This window comes from Halomonas aquatica, assembly GCF_040196335.1.
Classification (GTDB): Bacteria; Pseudomonadota; Gammaproteobacteria; order Pseudomonadales; family Halomonadaceae; genus Halomonas; species Halomonas aquatica.
The window spans coordinates 222,314-235,359 of record NZ_JBEGCJ010000001.1 but is presented as its reverse complement, the minus strand read 5'-3'; the positions used below and the strand labels follow the sequence as shown (position 1 = coordinate 235,359).

The window sequence follows — 13,046 nt, the reverse complement described above, 5'->3', positions numbered from 1 at the left end:
AGACAATGGCTTCAGGGGCTCGATGTGCCCATCATCGCCGCAAGGCGTGCCTCGTCGGGGGCCCCCTCGACCCGCTCCAGGCGGCCATCGTCGTTGCGGTAGTAGGTGGTGGGGGTGGCCATCAGTCCCATGCCCTCGAAGAGCTGGTTGTTGGCAAGGACCTGCTCCTCGATCTCGCGAGGCTGCGCCGAGGCCGCGATGCCGCCCTCGCTGGCCTGGTGGTCCTGCAACGCCGTGACGGGATCATCGGCCCCGAGCAGGGCGGCCGCCTTCGCCGGGCTGTCGTTGCGCAGGATGCCCACCATGATATGGCGTAGCTGGACCCTGCCGGCCTCGACCCAGGGTCGGCTCTGTTCGTGGAAGCGCGCGCAGTAGGGGCAGTTGGGGTCGGTGAAGGTGTAGAGGATGCGCTGCGCCTTTGGATCGCCATCCCGGATCCAGTGGCTCTGCTCGAGCCGCCGCCACACCTCGGCCTCCTGGGCGCTGCGAATGTGCTCGTCCAGCGGGGCGGCGGAGAGGTCGTTGCCCCGGGCATCGATGAGGGTGCCGACCACGGCATGCTCGCCATCCGGCGTGAGGTAGACGGCCATCTCGCGGCCGCGGTGGCTGGCGGCGAAGCCGTCAAGGCCACCCGGCGCCTCGAACTCGCTGTGAACCTCCAGGCCCTGGTCCACCAGGGCCTGGATCGGGGCGGGCCATGAGGTGTCGGCGCTGAGCATGGTGGCGGCGGTCATCGAGACCAGGCCGACTGTCAGGGAGAGGGTTCGCATCGTGATGTCCTGTCATGAGGGGATGTCGGTAGGGCGAGGAGGGGGTGAGTTGGGGACCCGTCCAGGGCCCCGGAGTTCCCATCCTTTCACGCCGGCACCAGCCATGAAGTAGCCGCCGAGTCGCGCGGCGAGGCGAGATGTCGCACCCCGCTGCCCGTCGCTGTCATGTCAGGATAGGCTCGAGTCCTTGCCGTGAATACCGGAGTCTACCCCATGCGCCTTGCCGCCCTCCCGCTCGCCCTGCTCTGCCTTTCCCCGTTGCCTCTCGCGGTGTTCAGCGCCGCCGTAGAGGCCCAGTCGATCACCGTCGACGATCCCCGGGTGCGGGCCGTGCCACCGGGTTCCACTACCACCGCCGCCTTCATGACGCTGAGCAACCCGGGCGAGACAGATCTGGCCCTGGTAGGGGGGCGCTCGCCCCTGGCCGTGACCCTGGAGCTTCACAATCATGTGATGGTGGATGGCGTGATGCAGATGCGCCGGGTCGAGGCGATTCCGCTGCCGGCCGGCGAGACCGTGCACCTGGCGCCGGGGGGCTGGCACCTGATGATGTTCGATCTGGCTGCTGTCCCGGTAGAAGGCGAACGCGTCGAGTTGACCCTGACCCTGGACAATGGGGAGCGCCTGGTCGTAGAGGCGCCGGTGAGGCGCTTGAAGCCGATGGAGATGATCAAGGGCGAAGAGACGGGCAAGCACTCGGCCCACTGATTGTCGCTCACTGATTATTCGCCCATCGATCGGCCCCGGTTATCGCCCCGGGGCCACCAGCCAGAGGCTGCGGTAGGGAGCCAGGCTTGTTTCTGCGGTACCTTCCTCGTTCCCTTCTCCGGCCCCTCCTCCGGCCCAGGGCGCATCCTCCATCAGGTCGTGCCAGCCGGGCGTGGCCAGGGCCTCGAGGACGAGCGGCTGGCGGCGGTCGGTGACGTTGTGGATCGCCAGCAGGCGACGACCGTCGGCCAGTGGGCCACGCTCCAGTACCAGCAGCTCCGGTGGGGTCGGGATCACGCGCTGCCGCGCATCCGGGTGGAAGCAGGGTTCCTGGCGGCGCACGGCCAGGCGACGCTTGAGGGCCAGGAACACCTCTCGGGTGGGGGTGTTGCGGCTGTCCAGCAGTTCCTCGAGCACGGGGGTCTGCCAGCGGTGCCGGTTGATCGCGCGCAGGCGGCCGGTGCGCTCCACGCCTTCCAGGTCGTTGAGGGAGGCGGTCAGCGAATGGATGTAGAGGGCGGGAATGCCCTGCAGGGCCAGCATCAGGTGCTGGCTGCACAGGAAGCGCTCCACTTGCCAGGGGTCGGCACCGCGGCGGGTTCCCTTCATGGCCTCGAACCAGGTGATGTTGATCTCGTAGGGAATGTCCCGTCCCTGCGAATCGGTGCGCATGCTCACGAAACCGCCGAAACGGTGCATCAGTTCCAGCAGGGCATCGAACTCGTGGCTCGGCAACCAGCCCTCCAGCGGCCGGACGCCGATGCCATCATGGCTGGCGGTGAAATTAAGATAGCTGCAGCCAGGTGGCAGCTCGGGCAGGCTCTCGAGCCAACCGGCCAGGGTCCCCGCCTCGCCGCTGGTCAGGGTATGCAGTAACAGGGGTGGCAGCGGGAACTGGTAGACCAGATGCGCCTCGTCCGGCGTCGCCAGCATCTCTTGTTGCTCTTCCGATGATCGATCGAGGCCCTCGTTGGGGCCCTCCAGGCCCCCGCCTGAAAGGCGTTGCAGACCAAAGTAACTGATGTTCTCCCGATGGGGCACGTTGGTCTCGGTGAGCAGCAGGGTGCCCGGCGCCATGTGATCGACCACGGCGCGCAGCAGCCGGACCACCTCATGGGTCTGGGGCAGGTGGATGCATGGGGTGCCCGGCTCCTTCCACAGGAAGGCGATGGCATCCAGACGGATGACCCGCGCGCCCTGCTCCATGTAGAAGAGCAGGATGCCGATGAATTCCAGCAGCACATCGGGATTGGCAAAGTTGAGGTCGATCTGGTCCTCGGAGAAGGTCGCCCAGAGGTGGCGAGTTCCGCGACGGGTCGGAACCGGCACCAGCAGCGGGCTGCTGCGCGGACGCACCACCGCGGAGAGGTCGGTGTCCGGGTCCATCTCGATGAAGTAGTCGCGCCCCGGCAGACTGCCGCTCAGGTAGTCGACGAACCACAGCGACTCCCGGGAGACATGGTTGAGCACCAGATCGACGATCAGGTCTCCCGTGGCGGCCAGTCGGCGAATGTCGGACCAGTCGCCCAGGGCCGGGTCGACCTCCCGATAGTGGATCACCGAGAAGCCGTCGTCGCTGCTCCAGGGAAAGAAGGGCAGCACATGCACGCCGCTGAAGGTATCCGGCAGGTGGGCCTCGATGAAGGAGTGCAGTACCGCCAGGGGCGGTTTGTCGCCGTTGAGGAGGCTGTCGCCGTAGCCGATCAGCCACTGGTCACGTTCGCTCCATAATGGGGCGTCGTCGTCAGGCCCGCGGGGGGGCAGGGCACCGCGCCGGTGCGACAGCAGCGTCATCAGGCGTCGCAGCACCTCCTCCCGGCGCGGCCCATAGATGACGTCGAGGTGGTTCCGGGCGCGGGCGGTGAAGCTAGCCTCGTCCAGGGGGCTGGCGAGCGAGCGTGACTGGGGCATGGTGGTTTCCATTGGCCAGGGGATGACAGGGTCTTGCAGGAGCCGTGCCATCCCGGATGCGCTGGGCGCTCCCGTCGTGAACCGTTACAATGCAGCGACACCCTATCATCGACGTCGGGTTCCCCCCTATGCATTGCCCCTTCTGTGGCGCCAACGATACCCGCGTGACCGACTCCCGCCTGGTGGTCGAGGGCGACCAGGTGCGGCGTCGTCGACAGTGTGCGGGCTGCGGCGAGCGCTTCACCACCTATGAGACCGCCGAACTGGTGATGCCGCGGGTGATCAAGTCCGACGGCACGCGGGAGGTTTTCGACGAGGGCAAGCTGCGCTCCGGCATGCTGCGCGCCCTTGAGAAGCGTCCGGTCAGTGCCGAGTCGATCGAGGCGGCGGTGGAGCGCATCCGCCAGCACCTGCGGGCCCGGGGCGAGCGCGAGATCCACGCCCGGGACATCGGCGAGGAGGTGATGCAGGCCCTCAAGCGCCTCGATCAGATCGCCTATATCCGCTTCGCCTCGGTCTATCGCCGCTTTCAGGACATCGACGAGTTCCGCGCCGAGATCGACCGGCTGGCCCAGGAACCCGGCTTTCCCGTCGACTCCTCCGGAGAGTCCTGATGCTTGCACCGACCCGGCCCGAGGCCTGGATGGCGCTCGCCCTGAAGCTGGCGCGCCACGGTCTCTATACCACCGATCCCAATCCTCGGGTCGGCTGCGTGCTGGTCAAGGCAGGGCGGGTCATCGGCGAAGGCTGGCACGAGCGGGCCGGAGAGCCCCATGCCGAGGTCCATGCCCTGCGCGCGGCAGGGGAGGCCGCCCGCGGCGCTACCGCCTACGTGACCCTGGAGCCCTGTTCCCACCAGGGACGCACCGGCCCTTGCGCCCTGGCGCTGGTCGAGGCCGGGGTGAAGCGGGTCGTGGTGGCCATGCAGGACCCCAACCCCCGGGTCGCCGGCCAGGGCATCGCCATGCTGCGGGAGGCCGGCATCGAGGTAAACGTGGGTGTGCTGGAGGACGAGGCCCTGGCGCTCAATCCCGGCTTCGTGATGCGCATGTCCCATGGCCGACCCTTCGTGCGTCTGAAGATGGCCATGAGCCTGGACGGGCGAACCGCCATGCGCTCAGGCGAGTCCCAGTGGATCACCGGGCCCCGCGCCCGCCGCGAGGTCCAGCGCCTGCGCGCCCGTTCCAGCGCCATCCTCACCGGGGTCGAGTCGATCATCTTCGACAATGCCCGGCTCACCGTGCGCTCCGACCAGCTGGAGCTGCCCGACGGCGAGGCGATCGCTGCCCGCCAGCCGCTGCGCGTGGTGGTGGATTCCCGCCTGCGGCTCCCGCTGGCGGCGGCCTGCCTGCGCGAGCCCGGCCGCACCCTGGTGGCCACCCTGGCCGAGCACGGCACCGAGCGGCGAGAAAGGCTCGAGGCGGCCGGCGCCGAGGTGGTGGTGATGCCCGCGGGGCAAGATGGCCGGGTCGACCTCGATGCCCTTTTGCACCACCTGGCGGCACAGGAACAGGCCAATGAGGTGCTGCTCGAGACCGGAGCGACGCTGGCCGGCGCCATGCTCGAGGCCAACCTGATCGACGAGATGCAGCTGTTCGTGGCGCCGACCCTGCTCGGCGGCGAGGCCCGCCCGCTCTTCGAGCTGCCGGGCCTCTCCCTTATGGCCCAGCAGAAGGGGCTGGAGATCCTCGATATCCGCGCGGTGGGCGAGGACTGGCGGATCACCGCCAGGCCCCGGCGGCGTTCGTCAACCTCTCGTGAGGGGCACGGGGGGCAGGCCTGAGAGGAGTTCCTGCTCCCTGGGTGGCGCCGGTAGCGCCCATGGACGGGTTCACAGCGCCTCCTCGCTGGTCTGACATTCCGGGCCCTTTGGCCTGATCAGCTCGAGTACATAGACCGGCCCTCGCCGCCGCGCCGCGATGGCTCTTCACTGGCGCCCGCCGCCGCGCCGCGATGGCTCTTCACTGGCGCCCGCCGCCGCGCCTTCTACTGGCGCCCGCCGCCGCGCCACGGTACCCTGACGCGGTTTCGAGGTGGCGACGCCCAATGGCGACCCGATCGTCGCGGGATACCGACAGCCACCACGCTGAATCAATGGAGACTCCATGGTGCAATCCTCATCCGGGGGCCTGGCCCCCATCGAAGAGCTGGTCGAGGACATCCGTCAGGGCAAGATGGTGATCCTGATGGATGACGAGGATCGCGAGAACGAAGGCGACATCATCATGGCCGCCGAGAAGGTCGAGGCCGAGCACATCAACTTCATGGCACGCCACGCCAGGGGGCTGATCTGCATGCCGATGACCCGCGAGCGCTGCGAGCGTCTACAGCTGCCGCTGATGGTGCGCGACAACGGCTCCGGCTTCGGGACCAAGTTTACCCTGTCCATCGAGGCCGCCGAGGGGGTGACCACCGGCATTTCCGCCGCCGACCGTGCGCGCACCGTGCGCGCGGCGGTCGCCCGCGATGCCAAGGCCGGAGATATCGTCCAACCCGGTCACATCTTCCCGCTGATGGCCGAGCCCGGCGGCGTGCTGCGCCGCGCCGGCCACACGGAAGCGGCCTGTGACCTCTCGGCGCTGGCCGGTCTCGACCCCAGTGGCGTGATCTGCGAGGTCATGAACGAGGATGGCAGCATGGCCCGCCGGGCCGAGCTCGAGCGCTTCGCCGTCGAGCATGGCCTGAAGATGGGTACCATCGCCGACCTGATCCACTACCGCATCCACAACGAGCAGACCGTGCAGCCGGTGGAATCGACGTCGGTCGAGACCGCATTCGGCGAGCTCAGCCTGCACGTCTTCCGCGACAGCATCCAGGGGGCCCATCACCTGGCGCTGGTCAAGGGGGATCCGCATCCCTCGACCTTGACCACGGTGCGCGTGCACCTGGCCAATGCGATGCGCGACCTGCTCGCCCTGCAGCAGGGCGACAGGCCGAGCTGGACCGCCCATCAGGCCCTGGCCGAGGTGTCCCGCGCCGAGCAAGGGGTCTTCGTGCTGCTCGACGACGGGCGTCCGCGTCAGGACCTCCATGACCTGCTCGAGGTGTTTCTGGAGCGTCGTCGGCCACCGCGCACCAGCAACTCGGATGGCGCCGGCAACTACCTGACCATCGGCACCGGCTCGCAGATTCTGCGTCATCTGGGCGTCGGCAAGATGCGCCTGTTGAGCTCGCCCTGGAAGTTCTCCGCCCTCTCCGGGTTCGACCTCGAGGTGGTTGAGCGACTGGAGCCTGGCGAGCGCGTGCACGGCGAGGAGCATGGCGACTAGCGCCACGCTCTCCTTTCACATGATGGCATGGCCGCGGCCATGCCTCCGGACCCTCCAGCACCGGATCTTTCAGGACACAGAACCATGCAACCGATTTCCCAAGTCGAAGGCAGCTTCATCGACGTCGATGGTCGCTACGTCATCGTGGTCGGCCGTTTCAACCATCATGTGGTGGACAGCCTGGTCGAAGGCGCCGTGGATAGCCTGGTGCGCCATGGCGTGGACCCTCAAGGCATCGATATCGTCCACGTGCCAGGCGCCTGGGAGCTGCCCCTGGCCATCAAGCGCGTGCTGCAGGTGGCACGCCCCGATGCGGTCATCGCCCTGGGGGCGGTCATCCGCGGCGGCACCCCTCATTTCGAGTACGTGGCCGGAGGGTGCAACACGGCCATGGGCAGTCTGCAGCTGGAGTTCGACACGCCGGTGGCCAATGGCGTGCTGACCGTCGAGTCCATCGAGCAGGCCATCGAGCGCGCTGGCACCAAGGCCGGCAACAAGGGCGCCGAGGCAGCCATGGCGGCCATGGAGATGGTCTCGCTGCTGCGCTGTTTCGGCGATGACGCCGACGATGGGGGCGAGCAATGAGCGGTGAGCGGATGCGGGGCCCCTCCAAGGCCCAGCTGTCGCGCCATGCGGCCCGCGAACTGGCCGTCCAGGGCCTCTACCAGTGGCAGATGACCGGCAAGTCGATTACCTCCGTGGAGTCGGAGTTCCGCAGCCAGGTGGCCGACGATGACCTCGAGGACCACGAGAACTGGCGCAAGGTCATGGAGATCGCCGACCTCGCGCTCTTCCACGAACTTCTGCACAACGTGGCGCGTGATTGGCAGGAGCTCGATGCCGCCATCTCCCCGCTGCTCGACCGCCGCCTCGAGGAACTCGACCCCATTGAGCTGGCGATCCTCCGCCTGGGCGCCTACGAGCTTTCCCGGCGCATGGAAGTGCCGTACCGTGCGGTGATCAACGAGGGTGTGGAGCTCGCCAAGTCCTTCGGTGCCACGGATGGACACAAGTACGTCAATGGCATCCTCGACAAGCTTGCCAGTCGCCTGCGTTCCGTCGAGGTCACCGCTCGCCGCCGCTGAAGGTCAGCCCCGATGCACAGCGAATTCGAACTCATCACTCGCTACTTCACGCCCGACCCGCCCGGGGCGGAGGACGGCGTGAGCCTGGGTGTGGGTGACGACTGCACCCTGCTGGTTCCGACGCCGGGCCAGCGGCTGGCCGTCAGCGTCGATACCTCAGTGGCAGGGGTCCACTTTCCCGAGGAGGCCCCGGCCGCGGCGGTGGGTCATCGAGCGCTGGCGGTCAGCCTGAGTGACCTCGCCGCCATGGGTGCCCGTGCCCGCTGGTGCCTGATGTCGCTGACCCTGCCGGCGTCGGATGACGGCCCCTGGCTGGCGGACTTCGCCCGCGGCTTCCATGAGCTCTGCGCTGCCACCGGCACCGCCCTGGTGGGTGGCGACGTCACCCGCGGGTCGCTTTCGATCGGCGTGACGGTGATGGGGGAGGTGCCGCCGGAGCAAGCGCTGACTCGCAGCGGGGCGCGCCCGGGCGATGTGCTGGCGGTGACCGGTGCGCTGGGTGGCGGCGCCGGGGGGCTGGCCCTGTGGCGGCGCGGCGAGCGAGACGCCGGTCATCCACTGCTGAAACGCTACCTCCATCCCCTTCCGCGCCTCGAGGTGGGCCTGGCGCTGCGCGGCCTTGCCATGGCCGCCATCGATATCTCTGACGGCCTGCTGGCCGACCTCGGTCATGTGCTCGAGTGTTCCGGCGTCGGGGCCGAGCTGACCCCCGAGACCCTGCCCCTGGCCGAGGGGCTCTCGGCGGCGCTCGGCGAGGAGCGCGCCCTCGAGGCGGGGCTGCATGGCGGTGATGACTACGAGCTGCTGGTGGCCCTGCCGCCCGAGCATCTCGACGAAGCCCGCGAGAGGCTGGCAGCGCTCGGCCTGGCGCTCACCCAGGTCGGCCGGGTGAGCGAGGCGCCCGGCGTGCGCGGGGTGGCGGTCAGCGGCGAGCGCGGCTGGCAGCACTTCCAGGGAGGCGGTGCCCCATGAACCATGCTCCCGCCAGCGTCTGGCGGCGTCCGGTGCACTTCCTGGCCTTCGGGCTGGGCAGCGGTACCGTGCCCTTCGCGCCCGGGACCTTCGGTACCCTGGCCGCCATCCCCTTCTACTGGCTCATGTCCGAGCTGCCGCTGAACTGGTACCTGGGCCTGGTGGTGGTGACCTTCCTGTGGGGCGTCTGGCTCTGTGACAAGACCTCCCGCGACCTGGGGGTGCACGACCACTCCGGCATCGTCTGGGACGAGTTCGTCGGCTACTGGCTGACCATGGCCGCCGTGCCCTTCTCCTGGGAGGCCGCCCTGTGGGGGTTCGTGCTGTTCCGTATCTTCGATGTCTTCAAGCCCTGGCCGATCCGCTGGGCGGACCGGCGGGTCGCCGGCGGCTTCGGCATCATGATCGATGACGTCCTCGCCGCCATCTATGCATGGAGTATCATGCACCTTTGGTTCTGGCTCCACTGATCCGGCTGCCCGGCAGACCTCTCTCCTGCCGGGTGACACGGGAATGGCCTGGATGCGGTGCGGACAAGGAATGCCATGATGCGCAAGGAACGACTGATCGTCCCTGTGGTGGTGGGGCTGGCGCTGCTCTGGGGCGTGGCCCAGTTCATCGCCAGCGTACTCTTCGAACGGGAGCTGGCCCGAGCCCTCGAGGATCTCGCCGCCAGGGGAGAACTGGAGGTCGAGCGAACCGATGTCGACCGGGGATGGCTCGACTCTCGCGGCACCATCCACCTGACCCCCCGTTTCGGCCGGGCCTGGCACCTCGAGCTGCCCTATGAGGCACGTCACGGGGTGATCAGCACACGAATCGACGGCGAGCTGCGGCCCCATCTCGGCACTGACGGCCGTCGCCTTTTCGGCGATCTGCTGCCCTCTTCCCCGCCCCTCTGGCAAGCCCGCTACTATACCCTGGGGGCTTCCCTTCGAGGGCGCTTCCAGCTTGCACCCTTCATCGTCAGCCAGGAGGCGCGCGAATTCGAGTTCCGCGGCGGGCAGGTCACCTTCGGTGGTGTCTACGGGGATTGGCGTCTTCAGGCCATCTTCGCGCCCTGGCGGCTCAGCGATGGCCTGACCACCCTGGAGGCCGGCCCGGTGACGCTGGAGAGCCGCTATGCCTATACCGAGGGTGCCTATCACTTCACCCAGCAGGACCTGCTCAGGGTGGAGCGCCTGTCCTGGCGCCAGCCGGACCTCGACCTGGACGCCGACGGGCTCGTCCTGCAAAGCCGCACGTCCCTCGACGAGGAGGAGTTGCGCATCCACAGTGAGCTGCTTCTGGATCGGCTGGTCACCGCCGACCAGGTGCTGCTTACCGGTCGCATCGACGTGGAGCTGTCGCGGATCAATGCCAACGCGCTGCGCAACGTGCTGGCCGTGCTGCGCTACGAGGCGGCCCGGGGTGATATCGGCCGGCAAGGCAGGGAACTGCTGGCTCGCCTCGAGGCCGACCTGCTGGGCATGCTCGAGGATTCCCCTCGGCTGGACATCCTTGCCATCGACCTCGACAGCCCCATGCTGGGGCTGGACGCTCGTGGCGACGGGGCGCTGTTCTTCGATGCGCGCAGGCTCGATGAACTGAATCTGGTCGCGCTGGGCGACCCCGGAGAACAGGCCCGTTGGCGTTCACGGCTCTTCGGGGACATCGCCTGGAACCAGGTGCCTCAGGTGGTGGCGCTGTGGCTCGGCCTGCCGTTGGGAACCAAGGACCTGGAAATCGATGTGGTGCGTGGCCGTGTCAGGATCAATGGACGGCCTCTGCCACCGGCCCTCGAGCGGCTACAGTGACTTGAAGTCTGGCCCCGTCGCCCGCATTCCTGAGGGCAGCCCCGGGAATAGCTCCCGATGATCCAGGACGAGGAACGCATGAGCGACGACCACGATATGCAGGATGGCCTGGACTGGATCCATGCCAGTGACGATGACGTCTTCGACGACGAGATACCGGGTGCGGGTAGTCACCAGGCGGTGGTGCCCGCCAGCGACTCCCTGCCGGAGCGTATCTACCTGCTGCCGATCCACAATCGGCCCTTCTTTCCCGCCCAGGTCCAGCCGTTGGTGATCAACCGCGAGCGCTGGGAGGAGACCATCCACTGCGTCGGCAACACGCCGCACCGTACCGTCGGCCTGGCCTTCGTCGGCGAGACCGGCGTGGAGGATCTCGGCAGTGAGGAGTTCCCCGAGATCGGCACCGCGGTCAGGGTGCACAAGCTGCAGGGCGAGGACCAGCAGATCCAGTTCATCGCCCAGGGCATGCGGCGCTTTCGCATCCAGCGCTGGCTTTCGAGGAAGCCTCCCTACCTGGTGGAGGTGAGCTATCCCCGCGAACCGGTGGATGCCGAGGAAGACGAGACACGTGCCTATGCGATGGCGCTGATCAACGGCATCAAGGAGCTGCTGCCGATCAACCCGCTCTATGGCGAGGAGCTCAAGCATTACCTGAACCGCTTCAGTCCCCATGAGCCTGGGCCGCTGACCGACTTCGCCGCGGCGATCACCTCGGCCAAGGGGCACGAGCTGCAGGATGTGCTGGAGACCCTGCCGGTCATGGACCGCATGCAGAAGGTGCTGCCGCTGCTGCGCAAGGAGATCGAGGTCGCCCAGCTGCAGAGCGAGATCAGCGAGCAGGTCAATGCCCAGATGCAGGAGCGCCAGCGCGAGTTCTTCCTGCGCGAGCAGCTCAAGGTGATCCAGCGTGAGCTGGGCATCTCCAAGGATGACCGCGAGAACGACGTCGACACCTTCCGGGCGAGACTCGAGGGGTGCGTGGTGCCCGAGCGGGTCATGGAGCGCATCAACGACGAGCTCGACAAGCTCTCGGTACTGGAAACCGGCTCGCCGGAATATGGCACCACCCGCAACTACCTCGACTGGCTCACCGCCATGCCCTGGGGTGTCTACAGTCAGGACCAGCTCGACCTGGGCCACGCCCGCACGGTCCTCGATCGCGATCATGACGGCCTCAGCGACGTCAAGGAGCGCATCGTCGAGTTCCTCGCCGAGGGCACCTTCAAGGGCGACGTTGGCGGATCGATCCTGCTGCTGGTCGGGCCCCCGGGGGTCGGCAAGACCTCGGTGGGGCGCTCCATCGCCGAGGCCCTGGGGCGTGAGTTCTACCGCTTCTCGGTCGGCGGGATGCGTGACGAGGCCGAGATAAAGGGCCATCGTCGCACCTACATCGGCGCCATGCCCGGCAAGCTGGTCCAGGCCATCAAGGAAGTCGAGGTCGAGAACCCGGTGATCATGCTCGACGAGATCGACAAGATGGGACAGTCCTTTCAGGGCGATCCTGCCTCGGCGCTGCTTGAGGTGCTTGATCCGGAGCAGAATGTCGACTTCCTCGACCATTACCTCGACGTGCGCCTGGACCTCTCCAAGGTGCTCTTCGTCTGTACCGCCAATACCCTGGACTCGATCCCCCCGGCGCTGCTCGACCGCATGGAGCAGATCCGCCTCTCGGGCTACATCGCCGAGGAGAAGGTGGCCATCGCCAAGCACTTCCTCTGGCCCAAGCTGCTCAAGCGCGACAACATCCCCAAGAAGCGCATCAACCTCACCGATGCGGCCCTGCGGCAGGTCATCGAGGGCTACGCCCGGGAGGCCGGGGTGCGCCAGCTCGAGAAGCAGCTGCACCGCATCGTGCGCAAGGCGGCCGTGAAGCTGCTGGAGGGTGATCAGCAGTCGGTGCGGGTCTCGGTGAACAACCTCGAGACGTTCCTCGGCGCGCCGATCTTCCGAAGGGACAAGGTGATGCAGGGCGAGGGCGTGGTCACGGGGCTGGCCTGGACCGCCATGGGCGGGGCCACGCTCTCCGTGGAAGCCGGCAAGGTGCACGCCCTGGATCGCGGCTTCAAGCTCACCGGCCAGCTGGGCGACGTGATGAAGGAATCGGCCAACATCGCCTACAGCTACGTGCTCGGCCACCTGGGCGACTACGGGGCCGATGCGGACTTCTTCGACTCGGCCTTCGTGCATCTTCATGTGCCGGAGGGGGCCACGCCCAAGGACGGTCCCTCGGCCGGGGTGACCATGGCCACGTCGTTACTGTCGCTGGCCAGGCATCGCTCCATCGACCGGCCCCTGGCCATGACCGGCGAGCTCACCCTGACCGGCCAGGTGCTGCCGGTGGGCGGCATCCGTGAGAAGGTTATCGCGGCACGCCGCAGCGAGATCGTCGAGCTGATCCTGCCCGAGGCGAACCGCCGCGACTACGATGAGTTGCCCGAATACCTCAAGGAGGGCATGACGGTGCATTTCGCCGGCCATTTCCGCGACGTGGCCGGGGTGGTGTTCGGCTAGCCATCGCGGTCAGCCATTGCGACG

12 protein-coding genes are annotated in these 13,046 nt (G+C 67.7%); 10 read left to right on the top strand and 2 right to left on the bottom strand.

Annotated elements, in window-relative coordinates:
• Positions 1 to 11: 11 nt before the first annotated feature.
• Positions 12 to 770: a thiol:disulfide interchange protein DsbG gene (gene dsbG, locus ABE960_RS00985; RefSeq protein ID WP_349760351.1), complete on the bottom strand. Its 759-nt coding sequence runs from the start codon at positions 768 to 770 to the stop codon at positions 12 to 14.
• A 213-nt stretch (positions 771 to 983) separates the two neighbouring features.
• Between dsbG and ABE960_RS00980 the strand changes: the two genes are divergently transcribed.
• Positions 984 to 1,478 carry a copper chaperone PCu(A)C gene (locus ABE960_RS00980; protein ID WP_349760350.1) on the top strand — a complete coding sequence of 165 codons (495 nt, stop codon included), beginning with the start codon at positions 984 to 986 and terminating at the stop codon, positions 1,476 to 1,478.
• A 39-nt stretch (positions 1,479 to 1,517) separates the two neighbouring features.
• Here the strand turns inward: ABE960_RS00980 and ABE960_RS00975 are convergent, their stop codons facing one another.
• Complete coding sequence (locus tag ABE960_RS00975; RefSeq protein WP_349760349.1) at positions 1,518 to 3,389, bottom strand: sugar phosphorylase; 1,872 nt, start codon at positions 3,387 to 3,389, stop codon at positions 1,518 to 1,520.
• A gap of 128 nt (positions 3,390 to 3,517) precedes the next feature.
• On the opposite strand from ABE960_RS00975, the gene nrdR reads away from it, so the two are divergent.
• From nrdR to lon, 9 genes are all read left to right on the top strand, one after another.
• On the top strand, positions 3,518 to 4,003 hold the full coding sequence (gene nrdR, locus ABE960_RS00970) for a transcriptional regulator NrdR (protein ID WP_349760348.1): 486 nt from the start codon (positions 3,518 to 3,520) through the stop codon (positions 4,001 to 4,003).
• On the top strand, positions 4,003 to 5,172 hold the full coding sequence (gene ribD / locus ABE960_RS00965) for a bifunctional diaminohydroxyphosphoribosylaminopyrimidine deaminase/5-amino-6-(5-phosphoribosylamino)uracil reductase RibD (protein ID WP_349760347.1): 1,170 nt from the start codon (positions 4,003 to 4,005) through the stop codon (positions 5,170 to 5,172). Before nrdR ends, ribD begins: the two co-directional genes overlap by 1 nt.
• 322 nt (positions 5,173 to 5,494) lie before the next feature.
• Positions 5,495 to 6,658: a bifunctional 3,4-dihydroxy-2-butanone-4-phosphate synthase/GTP cyclohydrolase II gene (gene ribBA / locus ABE960_RS00960; RefSeq protein WP_349760346.1), complete on the top strand. Its 1,164-nt coding sequence runs from the start codon at positions 5,495 to 5,497 to the stop codon at positions 6,656 to 6,658.
• Between the two features lie 84 nt (positions 6,659 to 6,742).
• Entirely contained in the window at positions 6,743 to 7,243 is a 501-nt protein-coding gene (ribH, locus tag ABE960_RS00955; protein ID WP_349760345.1) for a 6,7-dimethyl-8-ribityllumazine synthase, read from the top strand.
• Positions 7,240 to 7,743 (top strand): transcription antitermination factor NusB, encoded by a 504-nt coding sequence (gene nusB, locus ABE960_RS00950; RefSeq protein WP_349760344.1) that lies wholly within the window; start codon positions 7,240 to 7,242, stop codon positions 7,741 to 7,743. Before ribH ends, nusB begins: the two co-directional genes overlap by 4 nt.
• 12 nt (positions 7,744 to 7,755) lie before the next feature.
• Complete coding sequence (thiL, locus tag ABE960_RS00945; RefSeq protein ID WP_349760343.1) at positions 7,756 to 8,715, top strand: thiamine-phosphate kinase; 960 nt, start codon at positions 7,756 to 7,758, stop codon at positions 8,713 to 8,715.
• The gene (locus tag ABE960_RS00940; RefSeq protein WP_349760342.1) at positions 8,712 to 9,185 is read left to right on the top strand and encodes a phosphatidylglycerophosphatase A family protein; all 474 of its coding nucleotides are present in this window, start codon (positions 8,712 to 8,714) and stop codon (positions 9,183 to 9,185) included. The genes thiL and ABE960_RS00940 overlap by 4 nt, the downstream gene beginning before the upstream one ends.
• Positions 9,186 to 9,263: 78 nt before the next feature.
• Complete coding sequence (locus ABE960_RS00935; RefSeq protein WP_349760341.1) at positions 9,264 to 10,511, top strand: DUF945 family protein; 1,248 nt, start codon at positions 9,264 to 9,266, stop codon at positions 10,509 to 10,511.
• A 78-nt stretch (positions 10,512 to 10,589) separates the two neighbouring features.
• Positions 10,590 to 13,022 carry an endopeptidase La gene (lon, locus tag ABE960_RS00930; protein ID WP_349760340.1) on the top strand — a complete coding sequence of 811 codons (2,433 nt, stop codon included), beginning with the start codon at positions 10,590 to 10,592 and terminating at the stop codon, positions 13,020 to 13,022.
• Positions 13,023 to 13,046 lie beyond the last annotated feature (24 nt).

Excerpts from the sequence above, each read along its gene's own strand:
- ABE960_RS00940 (WP_349760342.1), top strand. The coding sequence starts at position 8,712 with ATGAACCATGCTCCCGCCAGCGTCTGGCGGCGTCCGGTGCACTTCCTG.
- ribH (WP_349760345.1), top strand. The coding sequence starts at position 6,743 with ATGCAACCGATTTCCCAAGTCGAAGGCAGCTTCATCGACGTCGATGGT.
- ABE960_RS00975 (WP_349760349.1), bottom strand. The coding sequence starts at position 3,389 with ATGCCCCAGTCACGCTCGCTCGCCAGCCCCCTGGACGAGGCTAGCTTC.
- nrdR (WP_349760348.1), top strand. The coding sequence starts at position 3,518 with ATGCATTGCCCCTTCTGTGGCGCCAACGATACCCGCGTGACCGACTCC.
- thiL (WP_349760343.1), top strand. The coding sequence starts at position 7,756 with ATGCACAGCGAATTCGAACTCATCACTCGCTACTTCACGCCCGACCCG.
- ribD (WP_349760347.1), top strand. The coding sequence starts at position 4,003 with ATGCTTGCACCGACCCGGCCCGAGGCCTGGATGGCGCTCGCCCTGAAG.
- ABE960_RS00980 (WP_349760350.1), top strand. The coding sequence starts at position 984 with ATGCGCCTTGCCGCCCTCCCGCTCGCCCTGCTCTGCCTTTCCCCGTTG.
- dsbG (WP_349760351.1), bottom strand. The coding sequence starts at position 770 with ATGCGAACCCTCTCCCTGACAGTCGGCCTGGTCTCGATGACCGCCGCC.
- nusB (WP_349760344.1), top strand. The coding sequence starts at position 7,240 with ATGAGCGGTGAGCGGATGCGGGGCCCCTCCAAGGCCCAGCTGTCGCGC.
- ribBA (WP_349760346.1), top strand. The coding sequence starts at position 5,495 with ATGGTGCAATCCTCATCCGGGGGCCTGGCCCCCATCGAAGAGCTGGTC.
- lon (WP_349760340.1), top strand. The coding sequence starts at position 10,590 with ATGAGCGACGACCACGATATGCAGGATGGCCTGGACTGGATCCATGCC.
- ABE960_RS00935 (WP_349760341.1), top strand. The coding sequence starts at position 9,264 with ATGCGCAAGGAACGACTGATCGTCCCTGTGGTGGTGGGGCTGGCGCTG.